14 protein-coding genes and 2 tRNA genes are annotated in these 17794 nt (G+C 60.2%); 12 read left to right on the top strand and 4 right to left on the bottom strand.

Annotated features, from left to right (window positions below; translation table 11 throughout):
* The first annotated feature begins 77 nt into the window (after positions 1–77).
* The 5 genes from hflK (at position 78) to BLU24_RS25885 (ending at position 7033) form a co-directional block, all read left to right on the top strand.
* Positions 78–1244, top strand: a complete 1167-nt coding sequence (gene hflK / locus BLU24_RS25905; RefSeq protein WP_093105372.1) for an FtsH protease activity modulator HflK — start codon at positions 78–80, stop codon at positions 1242–1244.
* Positions 1244–2113, top strand: a complete 870-nt coding sequence (gene hflC / locus BLU24_RS25900; RefSeq protein WP_039756857.1) for a protease modulator HflC — start codon at positions 1244–1246, stop codon at positions 2111–2113. Before hflK ends, hflC begins: the two co-directional genes overlap by 1 nt.
* A gap of 313 nt (positions 2114–2426) precedes the next feature.
* Complete coding sequence (locus BLU24_RS25895; RefSeq protein ID WP_093105368.1) at positions 2427–3614, top strand: ATP phosphoribosyltransferase regulatory subunit; 1188 nt, start codon at positions 2427–2429, stop codon at positions 3612–3614.
* Positions 3615–3668: 54 nt separating this feature from the next.
* Positions 3669–4958, top strand: a complete 1290-nt coding sequence (locus BLU24_RS25890; RefSeq protein ID WP_039756860.1) for an adenylosuccinate synthase — start codon at positions 3669–3671, stop codon at positions 4956–4958.
* 140 nt (positions 4959–5098) lie between these two features.
* Positions 5099–7033, top strand: coding sequence for a methyl-accepting chemotaxis protein (locus tag BLU24_RS25885; RefSeq protein ID WP_093105364.1), 1935 nt, complete (start codon positions 5099–5101; stop codon positions 7031–7033).
* Between the two features lie 91 nt (positions 7034–7124).
* Here BLU24_RS25885 and BLU24_RS25880 read toward each other — a convergent pair whose 3' ends face one another.
* The 4 genes from BLU24_RS25880 to BLU24_RS25865 all read right to left on the bottom strand — a co-directional run bounded on the left by BLU24_RS25880 (position 7125) and on the right by BLU24_RS25865 (position 10246).
* Complete coding sequence (locus tag BLU24_RS25880; protein WP_093105359.1) at positions 7125–8690, bottom strand: ABC transporter permease; 1566 nt, start codon at positions 8688–8690, stop codon at positions 7125–7127.
* On the bottom strand, positions 8690–9700 hold the full coding sequence (locus tag BLU24_RS25875) for an extracellular solute-binding protein (RefSeq protein ID WP_093105356.1): 1011 nt from the start codon (positions 9698–9700) through the stop codon (positions 8690–8692). The genes BLU24_RS25880 and BLU24_RS25875 overlap by 1 nt, the downstream gene beginning before the upstream one ends.
* 192 nt (positions 9701–9892) lie before the next feature.
* Positions 9893–9979 (bottom strand) — tRNA-Leu (locus tag BLU24_RS25870).
* A gap of 180 nt (positions 9980–10159) precedes the next feature.
* Positions 10160–10246: transfer RNA gene (locus BLU24_RS25865), tRNA-Leu, on the bottom strand.
* Positions 10247–10472: 226 nt separating this feature from the next.
* Here BLU24_RS25865 and rnr point away from each other — a divergent pair.
* The 7 genes from rnr (at position 10473) to dnaB (ending at position 17770) form a co-directional block, all read left to right on the top strand.
* On the top strand, positions 10473–13103 hold the full coding sequence (gene rnr, locus BLU24_RS25860; protein ID WP_093105353.1) for a ribonuclease R: 2631 nt from the start codon (positions 10473–10475) through the stop codon (positions 13101–13103).
* A complete protein-coding gene (rlmB, locus tag BLU24_RS25855) occupies positions 13100–13867 on the top strand; it encodes a 23S rRNA (guanosine(2251)-2'-O)-methyltransferase RlmB (RefSeq protein WP_093105350.1) in 768 nt (255 codons plus the stop codon). The genes rnr and rlmB overlap by 4 nt, the downstream gene beginning before the upstream one ends.
* Positions 13868–14173: 306 nt before the next feature.
* A complete protein-coding gene (gene rpsF / locus BLU24_RS25850; RefSeq protein WP_016771938.1) occupies positions 14174–14596 on the top strand; it encodes a 30S ribosomal protein S6 in 423 nt (140 codons plus the stop codon).
* Between the two features lie 29 nt (positions 14597–14625).
* Positions 14626–14856, top strand: coding sequence for a 30S ribosomal protein S18 (gene rpsR / locus BLU24_RS25845; RefSeq protein ID WP_002551829.1), 231 nt, complete (start codon positions 14626–14628; stop codon positions 14854–14856).
* 36 nt (positions 14857–14892) lie between these two features.
* Complete coding sequence (locus BLU24_RS25840) at positions 14893–15786, top strand: hypothetical protein (RefSeq protein ID WP_093105347.1); 894 nt, start codon at positions 14893–14895, stop codon at positions 15784–15786.
* A gap of 18 nt (positions 15787–15804) precedes the next feature.
* A complete protein-coding gene (rplI, locus tag BLU24_RS25835; protein ID WP_003221136.1) occupies positions 15805–16251 on the top strand; it encodes a 50S ribosomal protein L9 in 447 nt (148 codons plus the stop codon).
* A gap of 121 nt (positions 16252–16372) precedes the next feature.
* Entirely contained in the window at positions 16373–17770 is a 1398-nt protein-coding gene (gene dnaB, locus BLU24_RS25830; RefSeq protein ID WP_090280796.1) for a replicative DNA helicase, read from the top strand.
* Positions 17771–17794 lie beyond the last annotated feature (24 nt).

Here is a 17794-nt window from a genome sequence, read left to right as displayed (position 1 = left end):
TGCCGCAACGGCAGGCATTCTGTAGCATTGGTCGGCGCGCCGTGGGTGCGTCTTTGCTTTATCAGATGGAGAGCGCTATGGCTTGGAATGAGCCGGGTGGCAACTCGAACAATCAGGATCCCTGGGGCGGCAAGCGCCGCAATAACGGCGACCGCAAGGGGCCACCGGATCTCGACGAGGCCTTCCGAAAGCTGCAGGAAAGCCTGAACGGGTTGTTCGGTGGTGGCAAGAAACGTGGTGATGACGGCGGTGGTTCGGGCAAGAGCAGTGGCGGCTTCGGCGGCCTGCTCGGCATCGGCCTGGTCGTGCTGGCGGCCGTCTGGCTGTACAGCGCCGTCTACGTGGTGGACGAGCAGGAGCAGGCCGTGGTGCTGCGCTTCGGCAAGTACTACGAGACTGTCGGCCCGGGCCTGAACATTTATTTCCCGCCGATCGACAAGAAGTACATGGAAAACGTGACGCGTGAGCGTGCGTACTCCAAGCAGGGCCAGATGCTCACTGAAGACGAAAACATCGTCGAAGTGCCGCTGACCGTGCAGTACAAGATCAGCAACCTGCAGGACTTCGTGCTGAACGTCGATCAGCCGGAAATCAGTCTGCAGCATGCGACTGAAAGTGCCCTGCGCCACGTGGTCGGTTCGACCGCCATGGACCAGGTGCTGACCGAAGGGCGTGAATTGATGGCCAGCGAGATCAAGGAGCGTCTGCAACGTTTCCTCGATACCTATCGCACCGGCATCACCGTTACCCAGGTCAACGTACAGAGCGCAGCGGCACCGCGTGAAGTGCAGGAAGCCTTCGACGACGTGATCCGCGCCCGTGAAGACGAGCAGCGTTCGCGCAACCAGGCCGAAACCTACGCCAACGGCGTGGTGCCGGAAGCCCGTGGTCAGGCCCAGCGCATCATCGAAGATGCCAACGGTTACCGCGACGAAACGATCTCCCGCGCCAAGGGTGAGGCCGATCGCTTTACCAAACTGGTCGCCGAGTATCGCAAGGCACCTGAAGTCACCCGCGAGCGTCTGTACCTGGACACCATGCAGGAAGTCTTCAGCAACACCAGCAAGGTACTCGTGACCGGCAACAAGAACGGCCAGAGCAATCTGCTCTATCTGCCGTTGGACAAGATGATCCAGAACAGCTCGGGCAACGCACCGATCACCGGTTCGGCCGCCAGCAACAACACGGACGTCACGCCGCATGTCACTGACGTGCCGCAGACACGTACAAGGGAGACCCGCTGATGAGCAATAAATCGCTGATCGCCCTGATCGTTGGCGTCGTTGTGGTACTGGTGGGCTGGAATTGCTTCTATATCGTCGCTCAGACCGAGCGTGCGGTGCTGCTGCAATTCGGTCGCGTGGTTCAGGCGGATGTCCAGCCGGGTCTGCATGTGAAGGTGCCTTACGTTAACCAGGTGCGTAAATTCGACGCACGCCTGTTGACGCTGGACGCACCGACGCAGCGCTTCCTGACCCTGGAAAAGAAAGCCGTGATGGTCGATGCCTACGCCAAGTGGCGAGTGAAAGATGCCGAGCGCTTCTACACCGCGACTTCCGGTCTCAAGCAGATTGCCGACGAGCGTTTGTCGCGTCGTCTGGAGTCGGGCCTGCGTGACCAGTTCGGCAAGCGCACCCTGCACGAAGTGGTGTCGGGTGAGCGCGATGCACTGATGGCTGACATCACTGCATCGCTGAACAAGATGGCGGAAAAGGAGCTGGGTATCGAAGTCGTCGATGTCCGGGTCAAGGCCATCGATCTGCCGAAGGAAGTGAACCGCAGCGTGTTCGAACGTATGAGCACCGAGCGTGAGCGTGAAGCTCGCGAGCACCGCGCCAAGGGTAACGAGCTGGCCGAAGGCATCCGTGCCGACGCTGATCGTCAACGCCGCGTGCTGCTGGCTGAAGCCTATCGTGAATCCGAAGAGGTTCGCGGTGATGGTGACGCCCAGGCCGCTGCGATCTATTCCAAGGCCTACGGCCAGGATCAGGAGTTCTACGGTTTCTACCGTAGCCTGCGTGCCTACCGTGAAAGCTTCGCGAACAAATCCGACGTCATGGTCCTCGACCCAAGCAGCGACTTCTTCCGTTATCTGGAAAAAGCCAAGCCTTGATGCGACGTTGACCTGAATCGCTCCGCCCGGCGGCTAAATCCTCGGGCGGGGTGATCCTTTGGGAAAACGTGTGTATGATGCGGCAGCCGGGAAATTCCCGGCTTTTTTGCGTCTGCACGTTTGATTGCTGTTTTTTGTTGCAGGCATCGGGTTGAATGGCCCGAACGTTTTTCGAGGAAAGTGGTGGGCGAAGCCGGTAACAGGCCTTTTGCCGCGTCGTTCATGCGCGTGCGTTTTGAACGGGTCAACCATTTTCTGCTTCACTCAAGGCTCGCCCGCAGGCTGGCCGCCCGGATCAAAGGGGAATGGCGTAATGGCAACGGTAGACCGCTGGCTGCTGCCAGATGGCATCGAAGAAGTACTGCCACCGGAAGCGGCGCGCATCGAAGTCGCGCGTCGTCAGGTGTTGGATCTGTTCCAGAGCTGGGGTTACGAATTTGTCGTGACTCCCCATATCGAGTACCTGGAATCCCTGCTGACCGGTGCGGGCCAGGACCTGGATCTGCGCACCTTCAAGGTCATCGACCCGCAGTCGGGTCGGCAGATGGGATTCCGCGCCGACATCACACCGCAAGTCGCGCGCATCGATGCGCACACCCTGCGCCGCGAAGGCCCGAGCCGCCTGTGCTACGCCGGCAGCGTGCTGCACGCCCAGCCGCGGGCCTTGTCGTCCTCGCGCAGCCCGATCCAGTTGGGTGCCGAGTTGTACGGCGACGCCAGCCCGAGCAGCGACGTTGAAGTGATCAGCCTGATGCTGGCCATGCTGCAACTGGCCGACGTGCCGGACGTGCACATGGACCTTGGTCATGTCGGCATCTATCGGGGGCTGGCACGCGCCGCCGGTTTGTCGGGTGAAGTCGAACAGCAGTTGTTCGATGCGCTGCAACGCAAGGCCATCGACGAGGTCATTACCCTGACCGAAGGCCTGCCGGCGGATCTGTCCGACATGCTGCGCGCTTTGGTAGGCCTGTGTGGCGGTCGCGAAGTGTTGAGCGCTGCGCGCGAGCGTCTGGCCAATGCGCCGGCGCCAGTGCTGGCGGCCCTGGAAGACTTGCTGGCGATTGCCGAGCGTCTTTCGGTGCGCTTCCCTGATCTACCGTTGTACTTCGACCTGGGAGAATTGCGTGGCTACCACTACCACACCGGTGTGGTGTTCGCCGTGTTCGTGCCGGGCGTGGGTCAGTCCATCGCTCAGGGCGGTCGTTACGATGACATCGGCGCCGATTTTGGTCGTGCCCGTCCAGCGACCGGTTTCTCTACCGATTTGAAAACCCTGGTGACCCTGGGGCGTGCTGAGATCGAGCTACCGTCTGGCGGTATCTGGATGCCTGACAGTACGGATGCGGCACTCTGGCAGCAGGTTTGCCAGTTGCGCAGTGAGGGTCAGCGTGTCGTTCAGGCCTTGCCTGGACAACCTTTGGCCGCCGCCCGTGATGCGGACTGCGACCGGCAATTGATTCAGCAGAACGGGCTTTGGCAAGTATCGCCACTGGCTTCTTGAGTTTTCCTGCCGGCCTTCGCCGGCACCAAGTTTGCGCGAATGAGGACAAGTGTTATGGGTAAGAATGTCGTAGTCCTGGGCACCCAGTGGGGTGATGAGGGCAAAGGCAAGATCGTTGATCTGCTGACCGAACATGCTGCCGCCGTAGTGCGCTACCAGGGTGGCCACAACGCGGGCCACACGCTGGTGATCGACGGCGAGAAAACTGTCTTGCACCTGATCCCGTCGGGTGTGCTGCGCGAAGGCGTGCAGTGCCTGATCGGCAATGGCGTGGTCGTCGCACCTGATGCCCTGCTGCGCGAGATCACCAAGCTGGAAGAGAAAGGCGTACCGGTGCGTGAGCGTCTGCGTATCAGCCCGTCCTGCCCGCTGATCCTGTCCTTCCACGTTGCGCTGGACCAGGCCCGTGAAAAGGCCCGTGGCGAGCTGAAGATCGGCACTACCGGTCGCGGCATCGGCCCAGCGTACGAAGATAAGGTTGCCCGTCGTGGCCTGCGTGTCGGCGACCTGCTGAACATGCCGCGCTTTGAAGACAAGCTGCGTGAACTGGTGGATTACCACAACTTCATGCTGGTTGGTTACTACAAAGAGCCGGCCATCGAGTTCGAAAAGACCTTGGCCGAGTGCAAGGAATACGCCGAGCTGCTCAAGCCGCTGATGCTCGACGTCACCGCTGAGCTGCACGACCTGCGCCGTGCCGGCAAAGACATCATGTTCGAAGGCGCCCAGGGTTCGTTGCTCGACATCGACCACGGTACCTATCCGTACGTGACCAGCTCCAACACCACCGCGGGTGGCGTGGCAACTGGCTCCGGTGTTGGCCCGATGTTCCTCGATTACATCCTCGGCATCACCAAGGCGTACACCACGCGCGTCGGTTCGGGTCCGTTCCCGACTGAGCTGTTCGACGACGTTGGTGCTCACCTGGCCAAGCAAGGTCACGAGTTCGGCGCCACCACCGGCCGTGCCCGTCGCTGTGGCTGGTTCGACGCCGTCATCCTGCGTCGCGCTATCGATGTGAACAGCATCTCGGGCATCTGCCTGACCAAGCTGGACGTACTCGACGGTCTGGAAACCATCAACATCTGCGTCGGCTACAAAGACGCGCAGGGCAACGCTGTTGCTCCGACCGATGCTGACAGCTACGTCGGCCTGCAGCCGGTCTACGAAGAAGTGCCGGGCTGGAGCGAATCGACTGTGGGTGCCAAGACCCTGGAAGAGCTGCCGGCCAATGCTCGCGCCTACATCAAACGCGTTGAAGAGTTGATCGGCGCACCGATCGACATTATTTCGACGGGCCCGGACCGCAACGAAACCATCGTTCTGCGTCATCCGTTCGCTTGACAAGTTGTTGATGTAAAAAACAAAGGCCCCTTAATCGGGGCCTTTGTCGTTTATGCCTGTTGGACGGCATGACCTTTGCTGTGAATCTGTCTACAAGAGTGCCATCAAATTAATGGCGTCAGACGTAGAGGGATTTCAAAGTGTCGGCCGTTCTCTCACTGTTACAAAGCCGTTTGCTGCGGCCCGTGTTCGTTACCTTGGGTATCGCCCTTTTGGTGCAAGTGTTGGTGGCCGTTGCCCTGACGCGGAGCACCGTCACGGCGCTGGAAGCGGATCTGGCGACGCGCCTGGGAACCGACAGCCAGAAGCTGTCCGGCGAACTGGAGCAGGCCGGGCGGGAAGTCACTTCCAGCCTCGACGCTTTGTCTGCCAGTACCCGGCAGCGACTCACCGCTGGCCTGTCTTCACGCCTCAAAGAAGAGCAGGCGCAACTGCGTGCCACGCTGGAAAAGGACCTCAAGGATTCGGCCAATGACATGGCGCAGTTGCTCGCCTCCGTTGCTCCACGGGCGATGTGGGACAGCGACGTACCGACCCTGTCGGAATTTGCCCGCCGCGCCCAGCGCAATCCCAACGTGTTGTTCGTGGTGTATGACGATGCCACCGGCCAGCACCTGACCCGCTACCTCAACCGGGAAAACCCGATCAACAAGGCCTTGCTGGAAAAAGGTCAGGGCGAGCGGGCGCTGGATAAAGTCCTCGATGCAGCAAAAAACGATCCCTCGGTTTATTACCTCGAAGCGTCGATCAATCCCAATGGTGTGGAGATCGGCAAGGTGCTGATGGGCGTTTCCACAGCCTCGGTGGAAACCGACCTGGTCGAACTCGACAAGCGTTTCTCGGCGCTGATCGCCAGCAGCGATCAACTGGTCGGGGACAGCCTCAAAGGCGCCGCGGCGGACAGCGCAAAAGCCATGCAGGCGCGCCTGCAGTCGGCGCAGTCCACGGCTGGCGAGATGAAAGCCAATACCGCGCAGACCGTTCAAGAGGCGGCGGCGACGCTGCGCTGGCGCATCGGCCTCGGCCTGGCGCTGGTCGGTTGCGCGGTGCTGCTGTTGCTGGCGGTGGTGCTGGGCCATCGCGTAGTCAATCGCCTGAAAATGCTCAACGCGGCGATGGACGACCTGGCGGCGGGCGAGGGCGATCTGACCAAGCGTGTGCAGATCAACAGCAAGGACGAAATCGGCGACATGGCCTCGGCAGTCAATCGCTTTGTGGACAAGTTGCAGCCGATCGTGCGCGAAGCTGGCGATGTGGCGCAGCGTACTGGCGTGGAAATTGGCGCGATGACCCTGCGCAATGCGGGCGCCGATGCGGCGGCAGGCATGCAGCGTGATGAAGTTGCCGAGAGCCTGCGTGCGTTGTCGCAAATGGCCGACGAGGCGCAATCGGAAAGCCATGCGATGCAGGCTGCACTCAAGCAAGTGGTGGAAATCCGTCAGGCGACCGATGAAAACACCCGCACCTCGGCCAAGGTTGGCGGCCTGATCGAAGCGCTGGCCGGGCAGGTCGACACCGGGGCGAAAGTCATCGAGCGGCTGGCGCAGCAGAGTGAACAGATTGAAGTGGTGCTGACGGTTATCCACGGCATTGCTGAGCAAACCAACCTGCTGGCCTTGAACGCGGCGATTGAAGCTGCGCGTGCAGGCGAGACCGGTCGCGGTTTTGCGGTTGTGGCAGACGAAGTGCGCGCATTGGCGAGCAAGACGCAAAGCTCCACCGGCGATATCCAGGCGCACATCGTCGCGTTGCAGCAGGGCGCGCGCGAAGCGGTCGAGGCGATCGGCCAGGCCGGGCGTCAGGCCAGTGAAGGCTTGCTGGTATTGCGTGACAGTGCGCGACTGCAGCAATCGGTGCAGGCTTCGGTTGAACAGGTGCACGCAGCGATTGGCCTCGCGACACAAGCCGCAGCACATCAGGCGCAGGGTGCGCAGGCGGTGCGCGGGCGGGTCGAAACCATTCATGCCCAGGCTGAAAAAGCCGCGCAGGCGGTGGTGGAAACCACGGCCAGTGGCAAGGTGCTGGATGGTCTGGCGGCGCAGCTCAAAGCGAGCCTGGGGCAGTTCAGGGCTTGATGTTGATTGGGCTGGCCTCATCGCGAGCAGGCTCACTCCTACATTTGGAATACGTTTCCCTGTAGGAGTGAGCCTGCTCGCGAAAGCGGTATCAACGGCTCAGATACATCCGCGTAGTAAGCAGATAAACCGGTAACCCCGACACCACAATCAACAACGCCGCATAAGGCGCCGCCGCCGCGAACTCGACATTCGCCGTATGCGCCCAGACCTCAGTCGCCAGCGTATTGAGCCCGGTCGGACTGAGTAGCAGCGTCGCCGTCAATTCCTTCATCGCATCGAGAAACACCAGCGCAAACGCCGCGCCCAGTGCCGGGAAAATGATCGGCAGCGTCACCCGGCAAAACGCCGTGAACGACGAAGCTCCGAGCGTGCGCGCAGCCTCTTCCAGCTGTGGGGCAGCCTTGTTCAGCGCGGTGCGAATCGGCGCCTGCGCCAGCGGCAGAAACAGCAGTGCATAAGCAATCAGCAGCAGTCCCGAGGTTTGATACAGCACTGGCACGTAGTGCAGAGCGAAATACACCAGCGTTAAAGCAATCACCAAGCCCGGCAGCGCGTGCAGCAGATATGGCAAACGCTCGGCCCAGATCGCCAGTTGGCCTTTGTAGCGCACCACCAGCAGCCCAACCGGAACCGCCAGCAGCAGGCAAAGAGCAGCGCCACCCAGTGACAACGCCAGCGATGACAGCAGCGCTTCGGTAATCGCCGCTACCGGGAACGCAGCCGATGAGCCGACCGCCAGCCAGTAAGCGAGCATCCCCAAAGGAACCCCGCTGCCGACAATCGCCAACGCCAGGCAGTACAGCTGACCGAGCGCAGTCCATGGTCCCAGGCGGACCTGTTCAGCCTGACGCGCTGCGCCTTGACCGGTGCGCACATGCCGGCCCTTGCCGCGCACGCGCAGTTCCAGCCACAGCAACAGCAGGCACAGCGCGAGCAATACCGCCGAGAGCATCGCTGCGTTGGCGTTGCTGAATTCCAGCTCGAACTGCTGATAGATCGCAGTGGTGAAAGTTTGCAGGCCGATGATCGACAGTGCTCCGAACTCGACCAGCATATGCAAGGCGATCAACAGCGAGCCGGCCAATAGCGATGGCCAAAGCAGTGGCAGGGTCACTCGGAAAAACACGCCCCAGCGATTCTGCCCTAGCGTGCGAGCGGACTCTTCAAGGGAAGGGTCAAGGTTGCGCAACGTCGCGGCGACCGGCAGAAAGATAAGTGGATACTTTGACAGGCTCATCACCAGAATCGCCCCGCCAAGGCCTTCGAACTGTGCGCTCAGCGAAACCCAGGTGAAGCTGCTGACAAACGCCGGCACCGCGAACGGCAGGCACAGGATCACGCCCCACAGGCGCCGCCCCGGCAGATTGCTGCGCTCCAACAGCCAGGCCAGCGACAAGCCGATCACGCCGCAAGTGATCGTTACGCCGACCATCAGCGCCAGGGTGTTACGCAACAATCCAAACACATACGGGCGCCACAGCAAATGCAGCGCTTCGGCCCAACCCGCCTGCCACGCCTTGAGCCCGACATAGGCCAGCGGCAACAGGCTCAACACCACCAGCAACAACACGGGCAGCAGCAGCCAGACCGACGGCCGTTTGCGTTTCGGCACGTAACCCCCGCGCGCGGCGGGGGCGGATAACGATGCGCTCATCAGTTCAAGCCAACTTCGCGTTCCAGTTCCAGCGCTTCCTCAGCATTGCCCAGATCGGCCGGCGTCACATTCGGTGCTTCCAGTTCGCTGAACGGCTTGAGCCCGCGATCCGACTCCATGCCTTTGTGCAGCGGATATTCGGCGGTGGTCTGGGTGATCACGCGCTGACCTTCTTCGCTGGCCATGTAGGCGAGGAATTGCTGGGCTTCTTTTGGATGTTTGCTGGACTTCAGCACGGCAGCGCTGGACACGGTGATCAGGCCGCCAGCGTCACCGCCGGTGAAGTAGTGCAGTTTCGAATCGAGCTTGCCTTTTTCGCGTTGCAGGGCGAACCAGTAGTAATTGTTCACCAGCACGGTAGCGACCTCACCGTTCTCCACGGCTTTGAGCGCGACCATGTTGTTGCTGTAAGTCTTGCCGAATGCGCGCAGGCCGGTCAGCCATTCTTCGGCGGCGTCACGCCCGTGCAGCTTGATGATCGCCACGGCCTGTTCCTGGAATGCGCCGCTGGTCGGCACGAAACCGACCTTGCCTTGCCATTGCGGCTCGGAAAATTCCATCACCGATTTCGGCAGGTCTTTTTCGTCGATCAGTTTCGGGTTGAACGCAACCACGCGCACACGAGCGGTGACGCCGATCCAGGTGCCGTTGGCGGCTACGTATTTTTCCGGTAGCACCGCCAGGGTTGCGGTGTCGGCCTTCGCCAGCAGGCCTTGTTCGCCGAGGTTGTTCAGCGGCGGCGACTCTTCGGTGTAGATCACGTCAGCGGGGGAGCGGTCGCCTTCTTCGATGATCTGGCTGGCGAGCTGATTGCTGCTGCCTTTACGAACGTTGACGTGAATGCCGGTCTTGGCTTCGAAAGCCTTGGCAATCGCATCGCCGACTTCCTTGTGCTGGCCGTTGTACAGAGTCAGGGAAACCGCATCGGCTGCCTGGGTGAGGGGAGTGGCGAGCGCCAGGCCGAGGAGGGTGAAGGTCAGGCCTCGGCGCAGGGTATTTCGAAACGTCATTCGCAGGGTTCCTCACTGTCGCATTGCAAAAACTTGCAACAATGATAAACGATATTGGTTCTCAGATGCGCCTTGCGCGAGCATTGGCGTTTTGATAACTGCTGAGGCGATTGACGTTTCCGAAGGCCGGAAACGCAAAAACCCGCTTTCGCGGGTTTCTGTGGAATTCAAGGCCTGACCTTGAATTTGAATTGGTGCCCAGAAGAAGACTCGAACTTCCACGACCGTAAGGTCACCAGCACCTGAAGCTGGCGTGTCTACCAATTTCACCATCTGGGCAATCATCGCGAGCGTTGCCGCTGTTGATGTGGCGCACTATACGGAGCGCATTTTGATCTGTAAACCCCTGATTTAATTTTAATAAATCGGTTTTAAGAAAATCCGGGCTTAGAATGCACAAAACCCGCTTTCGCAGGTTTTGTGTGAGCCTTGAAACTGATCTAGTCTCAAGCTCGAAATTGGTGCCCAGAAGAAGACTCGAACTTCCACGACCGTAAGGTCACCAGCACCTGAAGCTGGCGTGTCTACCAATTTCACCATCTGGGCAATATCGTCAGCGCATCTGCGTCGTCGATGGCGCGCACTATACGGAGGCTCTTTTTGACTGTAAACCCCTGCTGGCAAAAAATATGATTTTTTTTACCAGCGGTGGTCAAAATGGCTTTCGGACGGCAGATCATGGCATCAGTTGCGCCTTATATAGCCGGAAATTTCCCGTTTCATGGCGCCTATGCCAAACTAACCCGCATATAGACAAGGTGAAAACTCTCTAATGGCCGATTGGCAGTCCCTCGATCCCGAGGCCGCTCGTGAAGCGGAAAAATACGAAAACCCTATTCCTAGCCGCGAACTGATCCTGGCGCATCTCGCCGATCGTGGTTCGCCGGCTGCCCGCGAGCAACTGGTCGAAGAGTTCGGTCTGACCACCGAAGACCAGATTGAAGCCCTGCGCCGCCGTCTGCGCGCCATGGAACGCGACGCTCAACTGATCTACACCCGCCGTGGCACTTATGCGCCGGTGGACAAGCTGGATCTGATCCTCGGTCGCATCAGCGGTCACCGTGACGGTTTCGGCTTCCTGGTGCCGGACGACGGCAGCGACGATCTGTTCATGAGCCCGGCGCAAATGCGTCTGGTGTTCGATGGCGACCGTGCGCTGGCCCGCGTTTCCGGCCTCGACCGTCGCGGTCGTCGCGAGGGTGTGATCGTTGAGGTGGTGTCCCGCGCTCACGAAACCATCGTCGGTCGTTACTTCGAAGAAGGCGGCATCGGTTTTGTGGTTGCCGACAACCCGAAGATCCAGCAGGAAGTGCTGGTCACGCCGGGCCGCAACGCCAACGCGCAGATCGGTCAGTTCGTCGAGGTGAAAATCACCCACTGGCCGACGCCACGCTTCCAGCCGCAAGGCGATGTGGTCGAAGTGGTCGGCAACTACATGGCGCCGGGCATGGAAATCGATGTTGCCCTGCGCACCTACGACATTCCGCACGTCTGGCCTGAAGCCGTACTGAAGGAAGCCGGCAAGCTCAAGCCGGAAGTCGAAGAAAAAGACAAAGAGAAGCGCGTCGATCTGCGTCACCTGCCGTTCGTCACCATTGACGGCGAAGATGCCCGCGACTTCGATGATGCGGTTTACTGCGAAGCCAAGCCGGGCAAGCTGCGCCTGTTCTCCGGCGGCTGGAAGTTGTACGTGGCGATTGCCGACGTCTCCAGCTACGTGAAAATCGGCTCGGCGCTGGACAACGAAGCGCAGGTGCGCGGCAACTCGGTGTACTTCCCCGAGCGCGTGATTCCGATGCTGCCGGAGCAACTGTCCAACGGCCTGTGCTCGCTGAATCCTCACGTTGATCGTCTGGCCATGGTCTGCGAGATGACCATCTCCAAGTCCGGCGAAATGACCGACTACTGCTTCTATGAGGCGGTGATTCACTCCCACGCCCGTCTGACCTACAACAAGGTCAGCGCGATGCTGGAAACGCCGAAGGTGGCCGAAGCGCGCAAGCTGCGTGGCGAGTACACCGACGTCGTACCGCACCTGAAGCAGCTTTACGCGCTGTACAAAGTGCTGCTGGCAGCCCGTCATGTGCGTGGCGCGATCGATTTCGAAACGCAGGAAACCCGGATCATTTTCGGTTCCGAGCGCAAGATCGCCGAGATCCGTCCGACCATCCGCAACGACGCGCACAAGCTGATCGAGGAATGCATGCTGGCGGCCAACGTGGCCACCGCCGAGTTCCTCAAGAAGCACGAAATTCCTGCGTTGTATCGCGTTCACGCCGGTCCGCCGCCGGAGCGTCTGGAAAAACTGCGCGCGTTCCTGGGCGAGCTTGGCCTGTCCCTGCACAAAGGCAAGGACGGTCCGTCACCGAAGGATTACCAGGCCTTGCTGGCGGGCATCAAGGATCGTCCGGATTTCCATCTGATCCAGACCGTCATGCTGCGCTCGCTGAGTCAGGCGGTGTACAGCGCTGAAAACGACGGCCACTTCGGCCTGAATTACGAAGCCTATACCCACTTCACTTCGCCGATCCGTCGTTATCCGGACCTGCTGACGCACCGCGCGATCCGCAGCGTGATCCATTCGAAGCAGGATACCCCGCACGTTCGCCGTGCCGGTGCGATGACGATTCCGAAGGCGCGCATCTATCCGTACGACGAAGCGGCGCTGGAGCAGCTCGGCGAGCAATGCTCGATGAGCGAACGCCGTGCCGACGAAGCGACCCGCGACGTAGTGAACTGGCTCAAGTGCGAGTTCATGAAGGACCGCGTCGGCGAGTCGTTCCCGGGCGTGATCACCGCAGTGACCGGTTTTGGTCTGTTCGTCGAGCTGACCGACATTTATGTCGAGGGTCTGGTCCACGTTACGGCGCTGCCGGGTGATTACTACCACTTCGATCCCGTGCATCACCGTTTGGCGGGCGAGCGCACTGGGCGCAGCTTCCGTCTTGGCGATACGGTTGAAGTGCGGGTCATGCGCGTCGACCTCGACGAGCGCAAGATCGACTTCGAGATGGCAGAAAAAACCATCAGCGCGCCGATCGGCCGCAAAAAGCGGGGCGCTGAAACCGCCGTACCGGCTGCCAAGGCTGCTGAAGACAAGGCGCCGTCGAAAAGCGCCAGCCGTCGTCCGGCCAAGGAAAAAGCAGCAGAAGCCTATCGCCCGAGCGATGCCGTGGCGAAAAACGCCGAGCTGCGTAAAAGCCGCGAAATGAAGAAGGCCTTGCTCGCCGATGCAAAAAGCGGTGGTAAAGCGGCGTCTGGGGGAAAGGCCGGACGGTCGGCGCCTGAAAAGGCTTCCGGCGGCAAGCCAGCCAAACCGAGCAAGCACCGCAAGGGCCCGCCAAAAGCGGGTTCCGCTCCAGCCAAAAGTGGCGGAGCCCGTAAACCGAAGGCGAAGTCATGAGTCAGTTGGAAAAAATCTACGGCGTTCACGCGGTAGAAGCGTTGCTGCGTCACCACCCAAAACGCGTCAAGCAGATCTGGCTGGCGGAAAGCCGCAACGATCCACGGGTGCAGACCCTGGTTGAGCTGGCTAACGAAAATCGTGTTCAGGTTGGTCAGGCCGAGCGCCGCGAAATGGACGCCTGGGTCGAAGGCGTCCATCAAGGTGTGGTAGCGGAAGTGAGCCCGAGCCAGGTCTGGGGCGAAGCGATGCTCGACGAGTTGCTCGATCGCACCGAAGGCGCGCCGCTGTTGCTGGTGCTCGACGGTGTAACCGACCCGCACAACCTCGGCGCCTGCCTGCGCTCGGCCGATGCGGCCGGCGCGCTGGCAGTCATCGTACCGAAAGACAAGTCGGCGACTTTGACGCCCGTGGTGCGCAAAGTCGCCTGCGGTGCGGCGGAAGTGATTCCGCTGGTGGCGGTGACCAACCTCGCCCGTACGCTGGAAAAACTTCAGCAGCGCGGTCTGTGGGTGGTCGGTACGGCGGGCGAGGCCGAGGTCAGCATTTATGACCAGGACCTGACCGGCCCGACCATTCTGATCATGGGCGCCGAAGGCAAAGGCATGCGTCGCCTGACCCGCGAGCACTGCGACTATCTGGTGAATCTGCCGATGGCCGGTAGCGTCAGCAGTCTCAACGTCTCCGTGGCTACAGGCGTTTGCCTGTTCGAAGCCCAGCGCCAGCGTGGCGCCAAAGCCAAGGCTGCCACGAAGAAGTCCTGAGCCACTGCAAATCCCCTGTAGGAGTGAGCCTGCTCGCGATAGCGGTGCAACATTCATCATCAAAGTTGAATGTTGCACCGCTATCGCGAGCAGGCTCACTCCTACATTGTTTTGTGTCTCGGCGAAGATTGGTGGTTGTTCAAATATTCACCAATTACCTTGCACCCCCGCAGTCCCTTCTCTACAATTGCGCCCCTTGCTGTGGCGGCAGGCACGCATGTGCCCCGGGCCGGCAAGTCCATAAGTGTCATTCACTCCTTGTCTGACCGTTTTTGAGCGGCAGGCTACAACCCGTAAGGAGCATTCATGCGTCATTACGAAATCATCTTTCTGGTCCACCCGGATCAGAGCGAGCAAGTCGGCGGCATGGTTGAGCGTTACACCAAGCTGATCGAAGAAGACGGCGGCAAAATCCACCGTCTGGAAGATTGGGGCCGTCGTCAACTGGCCTACGCAATCAACAATGTTCACAAGGCTCACTACGTGATGCTGAACGTTGAGTGCACTGGCAAGGCCCTGGCCGAGCTGGAAGACAACTTCCGCTACAACGATGCAGTGATCCGTAACCTGGTCATCCGTCGCGACGAAGCCGTTACCGGCCAGTCCGAGATGCTCAAGGCTGAAGAAAACCGCAGTGAGCGCCGTGAGCGTCGCGACCGTCCTGAGCACGAAGGCGCCGAAGGCACCGACAGTGATGACAGCGACAACAGCGATAACGCTGACGAGTAATCCACGGACCTTATTAAGGAGCCTATCAAATGGCACGTTTCTTCCGTCGTCGTAAATTCTGCCGCTTCACCGCTGAAGACGTGAAAGAGATCGATTACAAAGATCTCAACACTCTGAAAGCCTACGTATCCGAGACCGGCAAAATCGTTCCAAGCCGCATCACCGGTACCAAAGCTCGTTATCAGCGTCAGCTGGCCACCGCTATCAAGCGCGCCCGCTTCCTGGCCCTGCTGGCCTACACCGACAGCCACGGCCGCTGAGACCGGGCAGTCGACAAGTAGCAAAGGATTGAATGCATGCGCGCCTTAGCTGAGTTCATCATGCGCGGCCGTATGCAGGCCACTCTCGTGGTGGCCGGATGTGCAACATTGCCGTTGTTGTATTGGTTGGGTGCTGCCGCAGGGAGCCTTGTGCTGCTGCGGCGCGGACTGACGGACGCCCTGGGTGTTCTGTCTCTGGGGCTGCTGCCGGCGTTGATCTGGTGGCTGTATGCCGATGACCCACGGGCGCTTCTGGTGCTGCTGGGGTCTTCGGGGCTTGCGCTGGTTTTGCGCGCAAGCGAGTCCTGGGTCCGTACGCTGCTGGTCAGCGTAGCAATGGGCGTGGTGTTTTCAGTGGTGCTCGGGGCCGCGTTTGCGGCCCAGATCGAGATGCTCGCGCAAGCCTTGATAAAGGTCATGCCGGCGCTTCTTGGGGAAACCTACAAGCAATTGTCGGTGGATGAGCAAGCGCGTTTTGCGTCCCTGATTGCACCGGTCCTGACCGGACTGATTGCGGCATTGTTGCAAATCGTCAGCGTGCTGAGCCTGATTGTCGGGCGGCATTGGCAGGCGTTGTTGTACAACCCGGGCGGTTTTGGTCGCGAGTTTCGCGCCATCCGCATTCCGCTGGGGCCGGCGATGTTACTGCTGGCGTTGATGCTTCTGGGCCCGAATCTCGGTGCACAGATGGCCATGTTGACGCCGTTGTGCAGTGTACCGCTGGTGTTCGCCGGGCTGGCCCTGATTCACGGGCTGGTCGGGCAGAAGCGACTGGCCGGTTTCTGGCTGGTGGGGTTGTACGTCACGCTGCTGTTGTTCATGCAGCTGATCTATCCGTTGCTCGTGGTTCTGGCCATTGTCGACAGCCTGATTGATTTTCGCGGTCGTCACGTGTCGAAAGACACCGACAGCGCGAACGGTGAAGGTTAAAAGTTAGAGGATTTTCACATGCAACTGATCCTTCTGGAAAAAATCGCCAACCTGGGCAACCTGGGCGACAAAGTAAACGTTAAGGCCGGTTACGGCCGTAACTACCTGCTGCCTTTCGGCAAGGCTACCGCTGCGACCGCTGCCAACCTGGCTGCGTTCGAAGAGCGTCGCGCCGAGCTGGAAAAAGCCGCCGCAGACCGTAAGGCATCGGCTGAAAGCCGTGCTGCCCAACTGGCCGAGCTGGAAGTGACCATCACTGCCACCGCTGGCGACGAAGGCAAGCTGTTCGGTTCGATCGGTACTCACGACATCGCTGACGCACTGACCGCTTCCGGCGTTGAAGTGCAGAAGAGCGAAGTTCGTCTGCCGAACGGCACCATCCGCAACGTGGGTGAATTCGACGTAGCCGTGCACCTGCACGCCGAAGTTGAAGCCACCGTACGCGTTGTCGTGGTAGCAGCTTAAGCAACACCGGATCGGCTGGCGGCTTGTCCGTCAGGCGGTTAACATCGGGCACGATCCTGTTTACAGGTCGTGCCCTTTGTCTTTCTGAATCCCCTGCTTTTCACCTAATTCTCAAGTGGCCATGAACGATATCTCCGCTCCCGAGCAATACGATCTGCAAACCGCTGCCCTGAAGGTGCCGCCACACTCCATCGAGGCCGAACAGGCCGTACTCGGTGGTTTGATGCTGGACAACAACGCCTGGGAACGCGTGCTCGATCAAGTCTCCGACGGCGATTTCTATCGACATGACCACCGTCTGATCTTCCGTGCGATCGCCAAACTGGCCGATCAGAACATGCCGATCGACGTCGTGACCCTGTCCGAGCAACTGGACAAGGAAGGCCAGACGTCTCAGGTTGGCGGTCTCGGTTATCTCGGCGAACTGGCGAAAAACACGCCGTCCGTCGCCAACATCAAGGCCTATGCGCAAATCGTCCGCCAGCGTGCGACGTTGCGCCAACTGATCGGCATCAGCACCGAAATCGCCGACAGCGCCTTCAATCCTGAAGGCCGCACCGCCGAAGAAATTCTCGACGAAGCCGAACGGCAGATCTTTCAGATCGCCGAAGCGCGGCCAAAGACCGGCGGCCCGGTCGGCGTCAACGAACTGTTGACCAAAGCCATCGATCGCATCGACACCCTGTTCAACACCGACAACGCGATCACTGGCCTGTCCACCGGTTACACCGACCTCGACGAGAAGACCAGCGGCCTGCAACCGTCCGACCTGATCATCGTCGCCGGTCGTCCGTCGATGGGTAAAACCACCTTCGCAATGAACCTGGTGGAAAACGCGGTGTTGCGTAGCGAAAAAGCCGTGCTGGTTTACTCCCTCGAGATGCCAGGCGAATCGTTGATCATGCGTATGCTTTCTTCGCTCGGTCGTATTGACCAGACCAAAGTGCGTTCCGGCCAACTGGAAGACGATGACTGGCCGCGCCTGACCTCGGCGGTCAATCTGCTCAACGATCGCAAGCTGTTCATCGATGACACCGCCGGCATCAGCCCGTCGGAAATGCGCGCGCGGACGCGGCGTCTGGTGCGTGAGCACGGTGACGTTGGCCTGATCATGATCGACTACCTGCAACTGATGCAGATCCCGGGCTCCAGTGGTGACAACCGCACCAACGAAATTTCCGAGATCTCGCGATCCCTGAAAGCGCTGGCCAAGGAATTCAACTGCCCGGTAGTGGCCCTGTCGCAGCTCAACCGTTCCCTCGAACAGCGCCCGAACAAGCGTCCGGTGAACTCCGACTTGCGTGAATCCGGTGCGATCGAGCAGGACGCCGACGTGATCATGTTCGTGTACCGGGACGAGGTGTACCACCCGGAAACCGAGCACAAAGGCATCGCCGAAATCATCATCGGCAAGCAGCGTAACGGTCCGATCGGTTTCATTCGGCTGGCGTTCATCGGCAAGTACACGCGCTTTGAAAACCTCGCACCGGGCAGCTACAACTTCGACGACGACGAGTAAAGACTGGCCGAAAACCGTCGGCCA

Source organism: Pseudomonas sp. Z003-0.4C(8344-21) (assembly GCF_900104975.1).
In the GTDB taxonomy this organism is placed as follows: Bacteria; Pseudomonadota; Gammaproteobacteria; order Pseudomonadales; family Pseudomonadaceae; genus Aquipseudomonas; species Aquipseudomonas granadensis.
This window is presented reverse-complemented; position numbering and strand designations above follow the sequence as displayed.